Source organism: Aquipseudomonas alcaligenes (genome assembly GCF_003205495.1).
GTDB lineage: Bacteria > Pseudomonadota > Gammaproteobacteria > Pseudomonadales > Pseudomonadaceae > Aquipseudomonas > Aquipseudomonas alcaligenes_B.
In genome coordinates, this window is the sequence record NZ_QJRX01000003.1 from 497,450 (window position 1) to 514,979 (window position 17,530).

General features: G+C 69.3%; 18 protein-coding genes. 8 read left to right on the plus strand and 10 right to left on the minus strand.

The genetic code is table 11. The features are described 5' to 3' along the window. Window position 1: 1 nt before the first annotated feature. A complete protein-coding gene (locus tag DMO17_RS07815) occupies window positions 2–1,771 on the minus strand; it encodes an N-acetylglutaminylglutamine amidotransferase (protein WP_110681931.1) in 1,770 nt (589 codons plus the stop codon). Between the two features lie 113 nt (window positions 1,772–1,884). Here DMO17_RS07815 and DMO17_RS07820 point away from each other — a divergent pair, with 113 nt between their 5' ends. Further along, complete coding sequence (locus tag DMO17_RS07820; protein ID WP_110681932.1) at window positions 1,885–2,349, plus strand: MarR family winged helix-turn-helix transcriptional regulator; 465 nt, start codon at window positions 1,885–1,887, stop codon at window positions 2,347–2,349. Window positions 2,350–2,352: 3 nt separating this feature from the next. On the opposite strand, the gene DMO17_RS07825 is transcribed toward DMO17_RS07820, so the two are convergent. The 5 genes from DMO17_RS07825 to mnmC all read right to left on the minus strand — a co-directional run bounded on the left by DMO17_RS07825 (window position 2,353) and on the right by mnmC (window position 6,676). After that, complete coding sequence (locus DMO17_RS07825) at window positions 2,353–3,045, minus strand: MBL fold metallo-hydrolase (protein WP_110681933.1); 693 nt, start codon at window positions 3,043–3,045, stop codon at window positions 2,353–2,355. Window positions 3,046–3,047: 2 nt separating this feature from the next. Further along, window positions 3,048–3,803: a sulfite exporter TauE/SafE family protein gene (locus DMO17_RS07830; RefSeq protein WP_110681934.1), complete on the minus strand. Its 756-nt coding sequence runs from the start codon at window positions 3,801–3,803 to the stop codon at window positions 3,048–3,050. After that, window positions 3,803–4,345, minus strand: a complete 543-nt coding sequence (locus DMO17_RS07835) for a rhodanese-like domain-containing protein (protein ID WP_082806462.1) — start codon at window positions 4,343–4,345, stop codon at window positions 3,803–3,805. The genes DMO17_RS07830 and DMO17_RS07835 overlap by 1 nt, the downstream gene beginning before the upstream one ends. Window positions 4,346–4,373: 28 nt before the next feature. Then, window positions 4,374–4,640 carry a metal-sensing transcriptional repressor gene (locus DMO17_RS07840; RefSeq protein WP_110681935.1) on the minus strand — a complete coding sequence of 89 codons (267 nt, stop codon included), beginning with the start codon at window positions 4,638–4,640 and terminating at the stop codon, window positions 4,374–4,376. A gap of 83 nt (window positions 4,641–4,723) precedes the next feature. Continuing rightward, window positions 4,724–6,676, minus strand: a complete 1,953-nt coding sequence (gene mnmC / locus DMO17_RS07845) for a bifunctional tRNA (5-methylaminomethyl-2-thiouridine)(34)-methyltransferase MnmC2/FAD-dependent 5-carboxymethylaminomethyl-2-thiouridine(34) oxidoreductase MnmC1 (protein WP_110681936.1) — start codon at window positions 6,674–6,676, stop codon at window positions 4,724–4,726. A 78-nt stretch (window positions 6,677–6,754) separates the two neighbouring features. On the opposite strand from mnmC, the gene pap reads away from it, so the two are divergent. Beyond that, a complete protein-coding gene (gene pap, locus DMO17_RS07850; RefSeq protein WP_110681937.1) occupies window positions 6,755–8,248 on the plus strand; it encodes a polyphosphate:AMP phosphotransferase in 1,494 nt (497 codons plus the stop codon). Window position 8,249: 1 nt separating this feature from the next. On the opposite strand, the gene DMO17_RS07855 is transcribed toward pap, so the two are convergent. Continuing rightward, a complete protein-coding gene (locus DMO17_RS07855; protein WP_110681938.1) occupies window positions 8,250–8,459 on the minus strand; it encodes a DUF6316 family protein in 210 nt (69 codons plus the stop codon). A gap of 207 nt (window positions 8,460–8,666) precedes the next feature. On the opposite strand from DMO17_RS07855, the gene DMO17_RS07860 reads away from it, so the two are divergent. Next, window positions 8,667–9,632: a DMT family transporter gene (locus DMO17_RS07860; protein ID WP_110681939.1), complete on the plus strand. Its 966-nt coding sequence runs from the start codon at window positions 8,667–8,669 to the stop codon at window positions 9,630–9,632. Here DMO17_RS07860 and DMO17_RS07865 read toward each other — a convergent pair. The 3 genes from DMO17_RS07865 to DMO17_RS07875 form a co-directional block, all read right to left on the minus strand. Beyond that, the gene (locus DMO17_RS07865; RefSeq protein WP_110681940.1) at window positions 9,622–10,242 is read right to left on the minus strand and encodes an NAD(P)H-dependent oxidoreductase; all 621 of its coding nucleotides are present in this window, start codon (window positions 10,240–10,242) and stop codon (window positions 9,622–9,624) included. The genes DMO17_RS07860 and DMO17_RS07865 overlap by 11 nt on opposite strands. Further along, window positions 10,235–11,629, minus strand: a complete 1,395-nt coding sequence (locus DMO17_RS07870; RefSeq protein ID WP_110681941.1) for a class II fumarate hydratase — start codon at window positions 11,627–11,629, stop codon at window positions 10,235–10,237. The genes DMO17_RS07865 and DMO17_RS07870 overlap by 8 nt, the downstream gene beginning before the upstream one ends. Window positions 11,630–11,709: 80 nt before the next feature. After that, window positions 11,710–12,723, minus strand: a complete 1,014-nt coding sequence (locus DMO17_RS07875) for a DUF2804 domain-containing protein (RefSeq protein ID WP_110681942.1) — start codon at window positions 12,721–12,723, stop codon at window positions 11,710–11,712. A 203-nt stretch (window positions 12,724–12,926) separates the two neighbouring features. Between DMO17_RS07875 and DMO17_RS07880 the strand changes: the two genes are divergently transcribed. The 5 genes from DMO17_RS07880 (at window position 12,927) to DMO17_RS07900 (ending at window position 17,289) form a co-directional block, all read left to right on the plus strand. Then, window positions 12,927–13,421 (plus strand): DUF2059 domain-containing protein, encoded by a 495-nt coding sequence (locus tag DMO17_RS07880; protein ID WP_110681943.1) that lies wholly within the window; start codon window positions 12,927–12,929, stop codon window positions 13,419–13,421. A gap of 12 nt (window positions 13,422–13,433) precedes the next feature. Continuing rightward, the gene (locus tag DMO17_RS07885; RefSeq protein ID WP_110681944.1) at window positions 13,434–13,739 is read left to right on the plus strand and encodes a BolA family protein; all 306 of its coding nucleotides are present in this window, start codon (window positions 13,434–13,436) and stop codon (window positions 13,737–13,739) included. Between the two features lie 122 nt (window positions 13,740–13,861). After that, window positions 13,862–14,800 carry an oxygen-dependent tRNA uridine(34) hydroxylase TrhO gene (gene trhO / locus DMO17_RS07890; protein ID WP_110681945.1) on the plus strand — a complete coding sequence of 313 codons (939 nt, stop codon included), beginning with the start codon at window positions 13,862–13,864 and terminating at the stop codon, window positions 14,798–14,800. 109 nt (window positions 14,801–14,909) lie between these two features. Continuing rightward, the gene (locus DMO17_RS07895; RefSeq protein ID WP_110681967.1) at window positions 14,910–15,518 is read left to right on the plus strand and encodes a DsbA family protein; all 609 of its coding nucleotides are present in this window, start codon (window positions 14,910–14,912) and stop codon (window positions 15,516–15,518) included. Beyond that, window positions 15,511–17,289, plus strand: a complete 1,779-nt coding sequence (locus DMO17_RS07900; RefSeq protein ID WP_110681946.1) for an ABC transporter ATP-binding protein — start codon at window positions 15,511–15,513, stop codon at window positions 17,287–17,289. The genes DMO17_RS07895 and DMO17_RS07900 overlap by 8 nt, the downstream gene beginning before the upstream one ends. Window positions 17,290–17,530: the final 241 nt, after the last annotated feature.

The following is a 17,530-nucleotide window of genomic DNA, read 5'->3' on the forward strand; positions in this document are numbered from 1 at the left end:
CTCAGAGTCCCTGTTGATCCAGCCACAGGTGCAGCGCCGCCAGCTGCCACAGCTTGGAGCCGCGCAGCGGGGTGAGCTGGCCCTGCGGGTCGCTGAGCAGGCGGTCGAGCATGGCCGGCTCGAACAGGCCGCGATCCTGGCTGGGGTCGAGCAGCAGGTCGCGCACCCAGTCCAGGGTGGCGCCTTGCAGATGCTTGAGGCCGGGCACCGGGAAGTAGCCTTTGGGCCGGTCGATCACCGCGTGCGGAATGACCTGGCGGGCCGCTTCCTTGAGCACCTGCTTGCCGCCGTCGCCGAGCTTGAAGCGCGCCGGGATGCGCGCGGCCAGCTCGACCAGGCGGTAGTCGAGGAACGGCACGCGTGCTTCCAGGCCCCAGGCCATTGTCATGTTGTCGACCCGTTTCACCGGGTCGTCGACCAGCATCACCGTGGTGTCCAGGCGCAGCGCCTTGTCCACCGGCGCCGCAGCGCCGGGCATGGCGAAGTGCTCGCGGACGAATTCGCCGGCCCAGTCTTCGCCCTGCCACTTGCGCTGCAGGGTATCCAGCAGCTCGCCATGGTCGCGGTCGAAGAAGGCCGTGCGGTAGGCCTCGAAGGTGTCGCAGCGACCGTCCACCTGCGGGTACCAGTGGTAGCCTGCGAACAGCTCGTCGGCGCCCTGGCCGCTCTGCACCACCTTGCAGTGCCTGGAGACCTCGCGTGACAGCAGGTAGAAGGCGATGCAGTCGTGGCTGACCATCGGCTCGCTCATGGCGCGGAAGGCCGCCGGCAGCTGCTCGATGATCTCCCGCTCGCCGATGCGCAGCTGGTGATGGCGGGTGCCGTAGTGGTTGGCGATCAGGTCGGAGTAGTGGAACTCGTCGCCGCGCTCGCCGCCGGCATCGGCAAAGCCGATGGAGAAGGTCGACAGGTTGTCGACCCCTGCTTCACGCAGCAGGCCGACCAGCAGGCTGGAGTCCACTCCGCCGGAGAGCAGCACGCCGACGTCCACGGCGGCGCGCTGGCGAATGCTCACCGCCTGGCGCAGGCCGTCGAGCACGCGGTCGCGCCAGTCCGCCAGTTCCAGGGTGATTTCGTCGCGATGCGGGCCGAATTCCAGCTGCCACCAGCACTGCTGCTCGCGGTTGCCGTTCAGGTCCAGGCGCAGCCAGCTGGCCGGCGGAAGCTTCTCCACGCCGCGTAGCAGGGTGCGCGGGGCCGGCACCACGGCATGGAAGTTGAGGTAGTGATTGAGCGCCAACGGGTCCAGGCCGGTGTCGATGCCGCCGCCCTGCAGCAGGGCTGGCAGGGTCGAGGCGAAGCGCAGGCGCGCGCCGTCCTGGGTCAGGTACAGCGGCTTGATGCCGAGGCGGTCGCGGGCCAGGAACAGGCGCTCGCGGTCGCGTTCCCAGATGGCGAAGGCGAACATGCCGTTGAGCTTGGGCAGCAGTTGCTCGCCCCAGGCGTGGTAGCCCTTGAGCAGCACCTCGGTGTCGCCATCGGAGTGGAACTGGTAGCCCAGCGCCTGCAGTTCCGTGCGCAGTTCCGGGTAGTTGTAGATAGCGCCGTTGAACACCAGGCTCAGGCCCAGCTGGTGATCGTTCATCGGCTGGCCGGAGGCCGGCGCCAGGTCCATGATCTTCAGGCGGCGGTGGCCGAAGGCCAGTGGTCCGCTGCTGTGGAAGCCACAGGCGTCAGGGCCGCGCGGGGCCAGGTGGTGGGTGATTTTCTCGAGGGCGGCCAGGTCGGCCGGCTGTTGGTCGAAGCGTAGTTCTCCAGCGATTCCGCACATAAGTCCTTACCGGTGTTGCCGTTGGGGAGGGGTTCGCGCGGTCACGAACCTTTTTACACCCAAACAAAATAATGCTTTCATGTCAAAGTTTTATTTCCGATAAAGTGCGGTATATGTCAGAAAAATTACTTCCTACTGAAATTGATTTGTCGCCCTTCGAGCCCGCCCTGTTTGCTGCCATGCGGCGCCTGCAGCAGGCCGGAGAGGTGCATGCCAAACGCCTGGCACGCTTCGGCGGACTGACCCCGATGCAGCTGATGATCCTGCGCGTGATGGAGGGCGAGGGGCGTATGACGGCCAGCGGTCTGAGCCGCCGCGTGAGCCTCAGTGCGGCGACCCTGTCGGGCATGCTGGAGCGCCTGGAGGAACGTGGCCTGCTGCTGCGCCAGCGCGATGAGGAGGATCGCCGGCGGCAGTGGCTGAGCGTCAGCGAGGCCGGGCGTGCGCTGCTGGTGGCGGCGCCGCCGCTGCTGCCGCCGGCCCTGCGCAGCGCCTTTGCGGCGCTGCCGGAGTGGGAAAAGCACAGCCTGACCGCCGCCCTGCTGCGGGTGGCGGAGCTGTGTGGCGAAGTCGACTAGCGACTAGCCTTGGCCGCAGGCGCGGTTGGCCGGCACGGCCACGTCCATCAGCCTGGGATTGGGCAGCTTGAGGTTGGCCATCAGCTGCGCATAGGCCGCGCCATCGGCCACCTGCAGGCGCGGGTTGTGCGCGGCTTCCTCGGCGATGCTGGAGCGGGTCCAGCCGCGGTAGTCGTGGCCGGGCCAGACTTCGGTGTCACCGGGCAGGGCCAGCAGGCGTTGCAGGCTGGTCCACTGCGCGCGGGCGTCGCCGTTCTGGAAGTCGGTACGGCCGCTGCCGCGGATCAGCAGGGTATCGCCGGTGAAGACCTTGCCCGGCTCGGCGGCGCTGGCCGGCAGCAGGAAGCAGTAGGAGTCGTCGGTGTGCCCCGGCGTATGCCAGGCGACCAGCTCGCGGTCGCCGAAGGCCAGGCGCTGGCCGTCGGCGAAGGTGAAGCTGGCGCAGGCGCTGCCGCTCTGCTGGCCGAAGCCGCTGCGGCAGCCGGTGGCCGTGCGCAGCTCACCGAGGGCGGTGATGTGGTCGGCGTGGGTGTGGGTGTCGAGCGCCAGCACCAGCTGCAGGTTCAGCTCGCGCAGCAGGCGCAGGTAGTCGTCCAGCTTGTTCTTCACCGGGTCGATCAGCACCGCCTGGCCGGCATCGGCCAGCAGGTAGCTGTAGGTCGAGCTTTCGCTGTCGAAGAGTTGGCGAAGCAGCATGATCAGTGTCCTCCGAGGAGTTTCTGCGCGGCCAGCGACAGGCTGACCGCCACCAGCATCAGGGCGAACAGACGCTGCAGCATGCGTCCGCCCAGGCGCTGGGCCAGCGCGTTGCCGCCGAGCACGCCGGCCGCGCCGCCTAGGGCCAGGCCGGCTAGCAGCGGCAGCGAGGGCTGCGCGCCGCTGAGGTAGAACAGGAAGCCGCCGCCGGAAACCAGGGCGATCACCGCCATCGAAGTGGCGGTGGCGGCCAGCATGCTCAGCGGGGTAAAGGCCAGCAGTGCCGGCACCACCAGGAAGCCGCCGCCGACGCCCATCAGCCCGGAGAACAGGCCGACACCCAGGCCGATGGCAACCAGCGGGGCGCTGCGCAGTGGACCGCAGCCCTCACGCGGCAGGTTCGAACTGCGCCACATGCGCCAGGCCGTCCACAGCACCAGAGCGCAGAAGCCGAGAATCAGCACCGCCTCGGGAATCAGGCGGCCCAGCCACTGGCCGGCGACGTTGCCGGGCAGGCCAGCGATGGCCAGCAGCAGCACCGGGCGCCAGGCCACCAGGCCCTGGCGGGCGCGCGGCACGGCGCCGATCAGGGCGGTGATGGCTACGGCGCCGAGGCTGACACCGATCGCATCGCGCAGCGGCAGGTGCAGGCTGAGCAGCAGCGGCAGGGCCACCAGCGAGCCGCCGGCGCCGGTGAGGCCGAGCAGCAGGCCGAGCACGGCACCGATGCCCAGGGCCTCCAGCAGCAATATCTCCATCAGCGGTTCCAGGGCATACGGGCGAGCAGCAGGGCCATGGCGCAGGTGTTGCTGAGGCCGGCGAAAGTCAGGCCGGCGCCGACGAAGGCGGCCAGGCCATACCAGCCCGGATGCACCCAGGTGCCGAGTACGACACCCAGCAGCACCAGGCTGCCGGCGCTGATCTGCACCTGGCGCTGGATGCTGATCACGCCACTGGGGGCTTCTTCGGTGGGCAGGCCGCAGGCCACGCAGGCCTGGGTGCCGCCGTCGATCACCTGTACGCCGGGCAGCAGTTGCTGCAACTGGTCGGCGGCGCGGCGCGCGCGCTGGCCGCTGTGGCACAGCAGGTAGAGCTCGTCGCCGCGCTGCAGGCCTTCCTGGCGCAGCTGCTGCACCAGGGCGGCCGGATTGAGCTGGTCGAGTGGCACGTTACGCGCGCCGGCCACGTGCTGGGCGCGGAATTCCGCCGGGCTGCGTACGTCGATGAGGAAGCGCACATGCCCCTGCTGGCGCGCGCTGGCGAAGCGCGGGGCATCGATCAGGCAGATGGTGTCGGTCATTGCAGGGTACTCCCTGGGGGTATGTGGTTCAGGTGTATTTGGTGAAGATGGCGCGCACGCGCGCCAGGGTCTCGGCGTCGTCGCGCGCGGGGTCGAGCACGGTTTCCTCGAGCAGGCACGCGAGCATCTCCTGGTAGGCCTTGTCCAACGCCTTGCGCGCGGCGGCGAACTGCTGGGCGATGGCCTCGCATTCCTCGCCGCGGCGGATCATCGCCTGGATGCCGCGGATCTGGCCCTCGACGCGGGCCAGGCGCTTGAGCATGGCGTCCTGTTGCTGATGGTTCGGTGTGCTCATCACTATACTCCCTTGAGTATTTACTGGGGGGAGTATGTAGAGAGGGCTGCGCAGAAGCAAGCCCGTCCGTCGCCGTGGCGTACTCAGGTGTTGCGAATCAGCTTGCGCAGGGCGAAACGGTTCGGGTGGCAGGCCTCGGCAACGGCGCGCGGCAGCGGCAGCGGTTCGTCGTCCAGCCAGGCGGCCAGCAGCTCGCCGCACAGCGGTGCAGTGATCAGCCCGCGCGAGCCGTGACCGCTGTTGACGAACAGGCCGTCGCGCCAGGGGCAGGGGCTGTCCGGCACTTGGCGGGCATCCCTGCCGAGCACCGCATAGGTCTCGGCGAAGGCCGCCGGGTCGGCCAGCGGGCCGACAATCGGCAGGTAGTCGGGGCTGGTGCAGCGGAAGGCAGCGCGGCCTTCGAGCTGCGCCGTATCGAGCCGGTCGGTGTTCAGGCGCGCGGCCAGGTCCGCAGAGATTTCCCGCAGCAGTTCGAGGTTGCCAGCGTGTTCGGCGGTGGTCGGTGTGCAGTCCTGGCTGTGGAAGTCGAAGCTGGCGCCCAGGGTGTGCTCGCCGCCGCGCGGCGGCGCCACATAGCCTTCGGCACAGACTACGCAGGCCAACTCGGCGCTGCCGGTGGTCTGCGGCAGGCGGCTGATCTGCCCGCGGATGCGCTTGAGCGGCAGTTCGGCGGCGAAGCGGCGCACCTCGGCGGCGCCGGCCAGGATTGCCACGGGTGCCTCGGCCAGCAGACGCTCGCCGGCCAGCGCCTGCCAGTGGCCATCGACCCGCCGCAGCTCCAGCGCTTCACTGTGCGTCAGCAGGCGAATGTTCGGATGGCTGGCGAGCTGGCGGCACAGCGCCGGCGGATGCACCCAGCCGGCCTCGGGATAGAACAGGCCGCCGGCCGGCAGCGCGACCCCGGCGATGGCCTCGGCCTCGGCGCGGTCCAGGCTATGCAGCAGGTCAGCCGGGAAGGCCTCGGCCAGCCTGGCCTGACGTTCGCCTTCCTTGGTGTCGAAGGCCAGCTGCAGCACACCGCAGGCATCCCAGTCGCGGCCCTGCTGCAGCTGCTGGAGCAGGCGGCGGGTGTGGCCGAAGCCGGCCAGCACCAGTTGCGACAGCGCCGTGCCATGGGCAGACAGCTTGAGGTAGAGCACGCCCTGGGGATTGCCCGAGGCTTCCTGCGCCACTTCGCCGTGGCGCTCCAGCAGGGTCACCTGCCAGCCGCGCTCGGCCAGGCTGGCGGCCGTGGCGCAGCCGGCCAGGCCGGCGCCGATCACCAGTGCCTCGCGCCTGTTCGGCCGCGACGGTCGGGCATACCAGGGCTTGTCGGCCGTGCTCGTGGCACCTTCGAAACGGCCGCAGAGCATCTCCCACTTCTTGCCATGCCCGGGCGCCCGGCGCATGGCGAAGCCGGCCTCGATCAGGCCGCGGCGCACCGTGCCCTTGCTGGTGAAGGTGGCCAGGCTGGCGCCGGGGGCGGACAGCCGCGCCAGCTGCTGGAACAGCGGCGGGGTCCACATCTCCGGGTTCTTGTCCGGGGCGAAGCCGTCGAGGAACCAGACGTCGATGCGCGCATCCAGCTGCGGCAGCATCTGCTGGGCGTCGCCGACCAGCAGGGTGAGGATCACCCGGCCGCCATCCAGCACCAGGCGCTGGAAGCCGGGGTGGATGGCCAGGTACTGCTCCAGCAGCTGCCCGGACCAGGGCGCCAGTTCCGGCCACAGGGCCAGGGCGCGGCGCAGGTCGGCCGGTGCCAGCGGGTACTTCTCCACGCTGACGAAGTGCAGGCGGGCGTCGCCCGGGGCATGGTACGCGAAGGTCTGCCAGGCGCAGAGGAAGTTGGTGCCGGTGCCGAAGCCGGTCTCGCCGATCACCAGGCTCCCGCCGGCGGGCAGGGTGGCGCAGCGCTCGGCCAGGGCGTTGCCCTCGATGTACACGTGGCGCGTCTCGCCGAGGCCGTCGTCGCGGGAGAAGTAGATGTCGTCGAACTGGCGGGAGCGTGGCTGGCCCTGCTCGTCCCAGTCGAGTTGGGCGTGGCGGAAATCGGTCATGCGGTCACCCTGGCGCGAGGTCGCGCATTGTAACCGGGGAATCCGCTAGGCTGAGCGAAGCGAAGCAAGGAGATGCACATGTTCGAATCCGCCGAATTGGGCCACGCCATCGACGAGGAAACCTTCGACCGGGAGGCCCCGGTACTGCGCGAGGCGCTGCTGGAAGCGCAGTACGAGCTGAAGCAGCAGGGGCGCTTCCCGGTGATCATCCTGATCAACGGCGTCGAGGGCGCCGGCAAGGGCGAGACGGTCAAGCTGCTCAACGAGTGGATGGACCCGCGCCTGATCCAGGTCAGCACCTTCGATACGCAGACCGACGAGGAGCTGGCCCGGCCGCCGGCCTGGCGCTTCTGGCGCCAGCTGCCGCCCAAGGGGCGCATCGGCATCTTCTTCGGCAACTGGTACAGCCAGATGCTGCAGGGGCGGGTGCACGGCCACTTCAAGGATGCCGTGCTGGACCAGGCCATCGACGGCGCCCTGGCGCTGGAGCAGATGCTCTGCGACGAGGGCGCGCTGATCTTCAAGTTCTGGTTCCACCTGTCCAAGAAGCAGATGAAGGCGCGTCTCAAGGAACTGCAGGACGATCCGCAGCGGGCCTGGCGCATCAGCCCGCTGGACTGGCAGCAGTCGAAGACCTACGACAAGTTCGTACGCTACGGCGAGCGGGTGCTGCGCCGCACCAGCCGCGACTTCGCGCCCTGGTACGTGGTGGAGGGCAGCGACGAGTACTACCGCAGCCTGACGGTCGGGCGCATCCTCCTCGACGGCCTGCAGGCGGCGCTCAAGGCCAAGGTGCGGCGCGTGCCGCAGCCGCACGTGGCACCGATGATCGCCAGCCTGGACAACCGTGGCCTGCTGGACTGCCTGGACCTGTCGCAGAGCCTGGAGAAGGAGGAGTACCAGGACATGCTGGCCCTGGAGCAGGCGCGCCTGGCCATGCTGATGCGCGACAAGCGCATGCGCCGGCACGCCCTGGTGGCGGTGTTCGAGGGCAATGACGCGGCCGGCAAGGGCGGCGCCATCCGCCGTGTGGCGGCGGCCCTGGACCCGCGCCAGTACCGCATAGTGCCGGTCGCCGCGCCGACCGAGGAGGAACGGGCGCAGCCCTACCTGTGGCGTTTCTGGCGGCACATCCCGGCGCGCGGCAAGTTCACCGTGTTCGACCGCTCCTGGTATGGCCGGGTGCTGGTGGAGCGGGTCGAGGGCTTCTGCGAGCCGGCCGACTGGCTGCGCGCCTATGGCGAGATCAACGACTTCGAGGAGCAGCTGAGCAACGCCGGCGTGGTGGTGGTGAAGTTCTGGCTGGCCATCGACCAGGACGAGCAGTTCCGCCGCTTCAAGGAGCGCGAGCAGATCGCCTTCAAGCGCTTCAAGATCACCGAGGAAGACTGGCGCAACCGCGAGAAGTGGAACGAGTACTGCGATGCGGTGGGCGACATGGTCGACCGCACCAGTACCTCGATCGCGCCCTGGACCCTGGTCGAGGCCAACGACAAGCGCTTTGCCCGGGTCAAGGTGCTGCGCACCATCAACGAGGCCCTGGAGCGGGCCTTCGCCAGGGCCCGCGACTAGGCTAGAAGGCGCTGCTACCGGCCAGGGCCCTGGCCTGCTGCATGCGCAGTACGTAGCGCGTGATTTCCCGCTCGGCATCCACTCGGGTGAAGTAGGGACCTTCCAGGGTGCCTTCGCGGGTGGCAAAGAAGTACTGGCCGTTGACTGCGCTGACCCGCTCGCTCCGGTAGTGGGTACCGGGGGCCGGGTCGATCTGACGTTGACCGAACATGACGAGGGCTCCTGCAACAAGATGCACTGTCTTCAGTCTAGTGACTGGCTGCCCGGGGAAGAGGTCGGGCGACGGGTGGTCATAAAATGATCAATTGTTGCGGCGGCACAGTTCGACCTTGTCCGGTCGGTTAACTGTGGCTGTGAGGTCGCTGCGCGGGGGCCTAGAATGGCTTTCCGCCCATTCCTCCCGCCGATCGAGAGCACCATGCACGTTTCCTCCGGCCGCTGGCTCTACGGCCTGCTGCTCGCCCTGACCACCGCGCTGCTCTGGGGCATCCTGCCAATCAAGCTCAAGGAAGTGCTGCAGGTGCTGGACCCGGTCACCGTCACCTGGTACCGCCTGCTGGTTTCCGGCCTGCTGTTGCTGGCGTGGCTGGCGGCCAACCGCCGCCTGCCACGCTTCGCCCCGCTCGGGCGGCGTGGTCACGGCCTGCTGGTGCTGGCCGTGTTCGGCCTGACCGCCAACTACGTGCTGTACCTGATCGGCCTCAACATGCTCAGCCCCGGTACCACCCAACTGGTGATCCAGATGGCGCCGATCCTGTTCCTGGTGGCCAGCCTGTTCGTCTTCCGCGAGTTCTTCAGCCTTGGCCAGGGCATCGGCATGGCCATCCTGCTGCTGGGTTTCGGCCTGTTCTTCAACCAGCGCCTGGCGGAGCTGCTGACCTCGCTGACCGCCTACACCACCGGGGTGCTGGTGATACTGCTGGCCTCCTTCGTCTGGGTGTTCTACGGCCTGGCGCAGAAGCAGCTGCTGACCCACTGGAGTTCGCCGCAGATCATGCTGGTGATCTACCTGGCCTGCGCACTGCTGCTGACGCCCTGGGCCCACCCGCTGCAGGTGCTCCAGCTCGATTCGCTGCAGGCCTGGCTGCTGCTGGCCTGCTGCCTGAACACCCTGGTGGCCTACGGCGCCTTTGCCGAGGCGCTGGCGCACTGGGAAGCCTCGCGGGTCAGCGCGACCCTGTCGGTCACCCCGCTGGTGACCTTCGCCGCCGTGGCCCTGGCCGCCCTCTGGTGGCCGGACCACGTGCAGCCGGAGCAGATCAACCTGCTCGGCTACGCCGGCGCCTTGCTGGTGGTGCTGGGCTCGGCGCTGACCGCCCTGGGGCCCTCGCTGCTGGCCGGCTGGCGCGCGCGCCGGGCCCGCCTGGCCGCGCTCAGGCCCTGACGCCCAGCTCCTCGGCCTTGCGCAACCAGCCCTGGCGCTGCTCCTCGGAGGAGGGGCGCACCGGGGCGAACTCGCTCAGGCGGCGGGTCTTGATGCCGCAGAAGCCGAGGATGGTGCGCACCATCTGCCGGTGGGCCGGCGCGCCGTAGATCCAGCGGAAATACCAGGGCGGGGTGTCCAGGGTCACCAGCAGGTCGGCGGTGCGCCCGCTCAGCAGCTTGTCCCACAGCTGCGAGCGATTGCGGTACTTGAAGGCGAAGCCAGGCAGAAAGGTGCGGTCGAAGAAGCCCTTGAGCAGCGCCGGCACGCCGCCCCACCAGACCGGGTAGACGAACACCAGGTGCTCGGCCCAGTGGATCTGCCGCTGCGCCTCCAGCAAGTCCGGCTCCAGCGTCTGGTGCTGGCCGTAGCCTTCGCGCAGGATCGGGTCGAACTGCAGCTCGCCGAGGCGCAGCTGGCGCACCACGTGGCCCTGGGCGCGGGCGCCGTTGCTGTAGGCCTCGGCGAGGGCGTGGCACAGGCCATCGCTCTTGGGCGTACCGAGGATCAGCAGGATGCGCTTGCCGTCGCCTTCCAACGGGGTGGCGCCACTCTTCGCTTCTTCAGCCATGTTGACCGGACTCCAGCATGTTTTCCGGGCGCACCCAGGCATCGAACTGCTCGTTGCTCAGGTGGCCCAGCTGCAGGGCCGCCTCGCGCAGGCTGAGGTCTTCGGCATAGGCCTTCTTGGCGATCTCGGCGGCCTTGTCGTAGCCGATGTGCGGGTTCAGCGCGGTCACCAGCATCAGCCCGCGCTCCAGGTGCGCGGCCATTTGCCGGGCATCCGGCTGCATGTCCACCACGCAGTGGCGGGCGAAGTTGCGGCTGCCGTCGGCGAGCAGGCGGATTGACTGCAGCAGGTTGTGGATGATCACCGGCTTGAACACGTTGAGCTGCAGGTGACCCTGGCTGGCGGCGAAGGCGATGCTGGCGTCGTTGCCCAGTACCTGGCAGGCCAGCATGGACAGCGCCTCGCACTGGGTCGGGTTGACCTTGCCGGGCATGATCGAGCTGCCCGGCTCGTTGGCCGGCAGACGCACCTCGGCGAAGCCGGCGCGCGGGCCGGAGCCGAGCAGGCGCAGGTCGTTGGCGATCTTCATCAGGGCCACGGCCAGGGTCTTCAGCGCGCCGGAGAGGGTGGTGAGCGGTTCGTGGCCGGCCAGCGCGGCGAACTTGTTGGGGGCGGAGACGAACGGCAGGCCGGCCAGTGCGGCGAGTTCCGCGGCCATGGCCTCGGCGAAACCGCGCGGCGCGTTCAGCCCGGTGCCGACCGCGGTGCCGCCCTGGGCCAGTTCGCACACCGCCGGCAGGGCGGCGCGGATGGCGCGCTCGGCGTAGTCGAGCTGGGCGACGAAGGCCGACAGCTCCTGGCCGAAGGTCACCGGGGTGGCATCCATCAGGTGGGTGCGCCCGGTCTTGACCAGGTGCATGTGGCGCGCCGCCTGCTCGGCCAGGGCGCCGGACAGCTCGGCGATGGCCGGCAGCAGGTCCTGCTGGACTGCCTGCACGGTGGCGATGTGCATGGCGGTGGGGAAGCTGTCGTTGGAGCTCTGCGCGCGGTTGACGTGGTCGTTGGGGTGCACCGGGCTCTTGCCGCCGCGGCCCTGGCCGGCCAGCTCGTTGGCGCGCCCGGCGATCACCTCGTTGACGTTCATGTTGCTCTGCGTGCCGCTGCCGGTCTGCCACACCACCAGGGGGAACTGCGTGTCGTGCTGGCCGGCCAGCACCTCGTCGGCGGCCTGCTCGATCAGCCGGGCGATGTCCGCCGGCAGCTCGCCGTTGCGGCTGTTGACCCGCGCGGCGGCCTTCTTGATCAGCGCCAGGGCGTGCACCACGGCCAGCGGCATGCGCTGCTCGCCGATGGCGAAGTTGATCAGCGAGCGCTGGGTCTGGGCGCCCCAGTAGGCGTCGTCGGGGACCTCGATGGCGCCGAGGCTGTCGGTTTCGATGCGGCTCATGGGGCGATTCTCCGGGATGATTGTCGGCAGTTTAGGCCCCGGAGGATCGGCGCGGTTCCACACCGTCCCTATCGGCGTGATTACCAGCGCGCGTGGGTCGCGCCGAGCCAGCCGTAGGCAGCGCTCACCGGCACCGTACGGCCCTCGGGGTCGCGCAGGTCGCCATCGAAGCGGCCGAACCACTGGCGGGTGTCGGCGTAGAAGGGGCCGAGCCGGGGGCAGGCCTGGTGCAGCTGGCGCGGGGTGAAGCGCAGCTCGACCTGGCCGCTGGGGCTGCTCAGCTGCCAGGGCGCCAGCGGCCCCTGCGGGTTCTGCACGGTATGCACCGGTTCGTTCAGGTGCAGCAGCTCGCCGCCGAACCACAGGGCGTTCTCCGACAGGCCGCTATGGTCGGTCCAGCCGGCGCCGAAGTTGCCGGCGATGCCGCCGGGGGCGGCGAAGGCGGCGCGCGTCCAGTGGCTGTGCAGGGGCCACACGCCGCGGGCGAAATCCAGCGAGGCGAAGCTCTGTCCCACCGTGCACAGGTATTGCCGGCGCCCCAGTTGCAGGTGGCCGGTCACCGGCAGACCGAGCTGGCGGCAGGTGGCGTGGAAGGTGCGCCTGCCCATGGGGCAGACCAGGTTGACCGACTCCAGGTGTGGCGGGCGCTGGATGTCCAGCGCCGCCTGCAGCGGCTGCCCGCCGATATCCGGGGCCTGCACGGTGAGGCGCACGGCATTGCCGCGGTCCTCGGCCAGCAGCTGCAGGCGCGGGTGGTTGAACTCGTGGCTCTCCTGCGGCGTATCCGGCAGCGCGCAGCCCAGGCCGAGGGGCCGCAGCTGGGTGCGCGAGGCGCCCTGGCCGCTGTGCAGGTCGAGGAAATAGGCGGCGCCGTAGCCCAGATAGTCGAGGTCGGCGAAGGTCAGCGCCAGCATCCAGTCCGGGGTGGTGATGCACCAGTGGTTCCAGCGCTTGCGCCGGCCCAGGTGGCGGGGCAGGGCGCAGTGCACCTGCGGCCTGGGCGACCAGCCGATGGCGGCTTCCAGCAGGCGGCCGCGCTCGTCGCACAGGGGCTGCGCCGAGGGGGACGCGAGCGGGTTGGTGAAGCTGTTCATGCAACACATCCATGTGTAGGTACGGGCGCTGTGGCGCGCTCTGCGCCGCCGTACGCGGGAAAGGCGCCAAGCATGCACAGTTGTACCAGTACAGAGCAAGTGCTGGCTTTTTGCTCGTTCCGGTCGTCAGTCCGACGCTTGAGCGATGCCGGGGGCGCGCGCAGAATGGCCGCCCGCACCCATACCCGCCCAAGGATTGCCCGATGATTCGCCTGTGTGCCCTGTTTTCCCTCCTGCTGCTCGCCAGCCCCGCGCTGCATGCCGAGACGCCGGCCACCGCCAGCCATGTCGCCGAGGCCCGGCGCTTCCTGCAGCTGACCCGCGTGGACAAGCTCACCGTGCCGGCCTACGCCCAGGTGCAGCAGATGTTCGCCCAGCGTTTCGCCCAGGCCCAGGGCAAGGACAGCCAGAAGCCCGTGCTGGAGCGCTACCAGGCCCAGGCCAACGCGGCGCTGGACCAGGTGGTGGGCTGGAAGACCCTGGAGCCGGAGCTGCTGGAGCTGTACACCCGCGCCTTCAGCGAGGCCGAGCTGAAGGAACTGGTGGCCTTCTACCAGACCCCGCTGGGCAGCAAGGTGCTGGAGCGGATGCCGCAGCTGATGGCGATGTCTGCCCAGCTGACCCAGACCCGCCTGCAGCAGGCGGTGCCGGAAGTGGACAAGCTGCTCGGCGAGATGAACGCCGAGCTCAAGCAGTAGGAGTCAGTGACCATGAGCATGCGCGACCAGATCATCGCCGCCCTGCAGCCGCTGCAGGCCGAGCACCTCGATGTCCTCGACGAGAGCCACATGCACAGCCGTGGCCAGGAGACCCACTACAAGGCGGTGATCGTCAGCCCGGCCTTCGCCGGGCTGAACGCGGTCAAGCGCCACCAGAAGGTCTACGCCAGCCTTGGCGAGCTGATGCAGCAGTTCCACGCCCTGGCCCTGCACACCTACACCCCCGAGGAATGGGCGGCGCAGGGCATGGCGCCGGATTCGCCGACCTGCCGCGGCGGCAGCAAGCACGACCACTGATCCCGCTGCGCGTGCCCCTAGGCACGTGGCTGCGCTAGAATCGCCCCGCGCCGGCTCCAGCCGGCGCTTGCATTTCATCCCCGGTCCGCCCTTTGCGCGGGCGACCACTGGAGAGAGTCCCCATGACCGACAAGATCGTCGTGGCGGCGCTGTACAAGTTCGTTTCCCTGCCGGACTACGTCGCGCTGCGCGAACCCCTGCTGCAAACCCTGCTCGATAACGGCATCAAAGGCACCCTGCTGCTGGCCGAGGAAGGCATCAACGGCACCGTCTCCGCCAGCCGCGCCGGCATCGACGCGCTGCTCGCCTGGTTCCGCCAGGACCCGCGCCTGGCCGATATCGACCATAAGGAGTCCTACTGCGACGAGCAGCCCTTCTACCGCACCAAGGTCAAGCTGAAGAAGGAAATCGTCACCCTCGGCGTGCCGGGCGTGGACCCCAACCAGCGGGTCGGCACCTACGTCGAGCCCAAGGACTGGAACGCCCTGATCAGTGACCCCGAGGTGCTGCTGATCGACACCCGCAACGACTACGAGGTGGCCATCGGCACCTTCGAGGGCGCCATCGATCCTAGGACCAAATCGTTCCGCGAGTTTCCCGAGTACATCAAGGCCCACTTCGACCCGACCCGGCACAAGAAGGTCGCCATGTTCTGCACCGGCGGCATCCGCTGCGAGAAGGCCTCCAGCTACATGCTCGGCGAAGGCTTCGAGGAGGTCTTCCACCTCAAGGGCGGCATTCTCAAGTACCTGGAGGAGGTGCCGCAGGAGCAGAGCAAGTGGCAGGGCGACTGCTTCGTCTTCGACAACCGGGTGACCGTGCGCCACGACCTGTCCGAGGGCGACTACGACCAGTGCCACGCCTGCCGCAACCCGATCTCCGCCGAGGACCGCCAGTCCGAGCACTATTCGCCGGGCATCAGCTGCCCGCACTGCTGGAACTCGCTGCCGGAGAAGACCCGCCAGGCCGCCCGCGAACGGCAGAAGCAGATCGAGATCGCCCAGGCGCGCAACCTGCCACACCCCATCGGCTACAACTACAAGGCGCTGCAGGGCGACTGAGCCCTGCGCCACCTTGTCCCCTGCGCAGCGCCCTGCTGCGCGGGTACACTGCCCCGGCCTCCAGCCGGTCAAGGAACTGCCTGTGCGCCCAGCCCGCCTGCTCTACGTGATGGACCCCATGTGTTCCTGGTGCTGGGGCTTCGCCCCGGTCGTCGAGGCCCTGGCCGAGCAGGCCGGCGCGGCCGGCGTGCCGCTGCAGCTGGTGGTCGGTGGCCTGCGCCGCGAGCGCGCGGCCATGGACCCGGCGGCGCGGGTGCGCATCCTCGCCCACTGGCAGGCGGTCAACGCCAGCACCGGCCAGCTGTTCAACTTCCACGACGGCCTGCCCGAAGGCTTCGTCTACGACACCGAGCCGGCCTGCCGCGCCCTGGTCACCGCGCGCCAGCTGGACGAGCAGAGCGTGGTCCCGCTGGCCGGGCTGATCCAGCAGGCCTTCTACGCCGAGGGCCGCGACGTGACCCGCGCCCAGCTGCTGGTGGAGCTGGCCGAGCGTGCCGGCATCCCGCGCATCGAGTTCGCCGCCGCCTTCGACAGCGAGGCCATGCAGGCGGCCACCGCCGCCGACTTCGCCTGGGTGCAGGACCTCGGCATCGCCGGCTTCCCCACCCTGCTGGCCGAGCGTGACGGCCAGCTGGCCCTGCTGACCAATGGCTACCAGCCGCTGCAGGCCCTGGCGCCGCTGCTCGGCCGCTGGCTGGAGCGCGCCGTACATGCCTGACCGCCTGAGCTGGGCGGAGATCCGCCAGCTGGCCCTGCGCCATCGCAAGGGCCTGATCCTGGCCAACCTGGTCGCCGTGTTCGCCACCCTGTGCAGCGTGCCCATCCCGCTGCTGCTGCCGCTGCTGGTGGACGAGGTGCTGCTGGGGCAGGGCGATGCCGCGCTCAAGGTGATGGATCGCTTCCTGCCCGCGGCCTGGGAGAGCGCCGCCGGCTACATCGGCCTGATGCTGGTGCTGACCCTGGTGCTGCGCCTCGGCGCCCTGGTGGCCAACGTGCTGCAGGCGCGGCTGTTCGCCCGCCTGTCCAAGGACGTGATCTATCGCCTGCGCATCCGCCTGATCGAGCGCCTCAAGCGCATCGCCCTGGGCGAGTACGAGAACCTCGGCGGCGGCACGGTCAGCGCGCACCTAGTCACCGACCTGGACACCCTCGACAAGTTCATCGGCGAAACCCTCAGCCGCGTGCTGGTGGCCCTGCTGACCCTGACCGGCACGGCGGCCATCCTGCTGTGGATGCACTGGCAGCTGGCGCTGCTGATCCTGCTGTTCAATCCGCTGGTGATCTACGCCACGGTGCAGCTGGGCAAGCAGGTCAAGCAGCTGAAGAAGCTGGAGAACGACAGCACCTCGCGCTTCACCCAGGCGCTGACCGAGACCCTGGAGGCGATCCAGGAAGTACGCGCCGGCAACCGCCAGGGCTTCTTCCTCGGCCGCCTCGGCCAGCGCGCCCGCGAGGTGCGCGACTATGCCGTGGCCTCGCAGTGGAAGAGCGATGCGGCCGGGCGCACCAGCGGCCTGCTGTTCCAGTTCGGCATCGACCTGTTCCGTGCCGTGGCCATGCTTACCGTGCTGTTCTCCGACCTGTCGATCGGCCAGATGCTTGCGGTGTTCAGCTACCTGTGGTTCATGATCGGCCCGGTCGAGCAGCTGCTCGGCCTGCAGTACGCCTACTACGCCGCCGGCGGCGCCCTGGCGCGGATCAACGAGCTGCTGGCGCGCGCCGACGAGCCGCAGCACGAGGGGCGCATCGACCCCTTCAAGGGCCGCGAGACGGTCGGCATCGAGGTGCGCGGCCTGCGCTTCGCCTATGCCGACGAGCCGGTGCTGAACGAGCTGAACCTGAGCATCGCGCCCGGCGAGAAGGTCGCCATAGTCGGCGCCTCCGGCGGCGGCAAGAGCACCCTGGTGCAGCTGCTGCTCGGCCTCTACAGCCCGCAGGCGGGGAGCATCCGCTTCGGCGGCGCGAGCCTGGAGGAGATCGGCCTGGAGCGGGTGCGCGAGCACGTGGCGGTGGTGCTGCAGCATCCGGCGCTGTTCAACGACACGGTGCGCGCCAACCTGTGCATGGGCCGTGAACGCAGCGACGAGGCCTGCTGGCAGGCCCTGGAGATCGCCCAGCTGGCGGCCACCATCCGTGCCCTGCCGCAGGGCCTGGACAGCGTGGTGGGGCGTTCCGGCGTGCGCCTGTCCGGTGGCCAGCGCCAGCGCCTGGCCATCGCCCGTATGGTGCTGGCCGAGCCCCGGGTGGTGATCCTCGACGAGGCCACCTCGGCCCTCGACGCCGCCACCGAGTACGCCCTGCACCAGGCCCTGGGGCGTTTCCTCAACGGCCGCACCACGCTGATCATCGCCCACCGCCTGAGTGCGGTGAAACAGGCCGACCGGGTGCTGGTGTTCGACGGCGGCAGCATCGCCGAGGACGGCGACCACCAGCAGCTGATCGCCGAGGGCGGGCTGTACGCCAAGCTTTACGGGCACCTGCAGCACTAATTCCGCTGTCCCTTGTCTCACTCCTGTGACGGTCTGCCGTGTTTCGGACGGTGGCTAAAATAGACTGCAGAATCCGGTGCTGTGGAGGATTGATGATGCGGAAATTACCAACTGTGCTGGCCTTGTCGGCCAGTGCCTTGCTGCTGGCTACAGCGGTGCTGCCGCCTGAGGCCAACCCCTTGATCGACTCGGCCTATGCGCGTGACGGTGGAGGCGGTGGAGGCGGTGGAGGCGGTGGAGG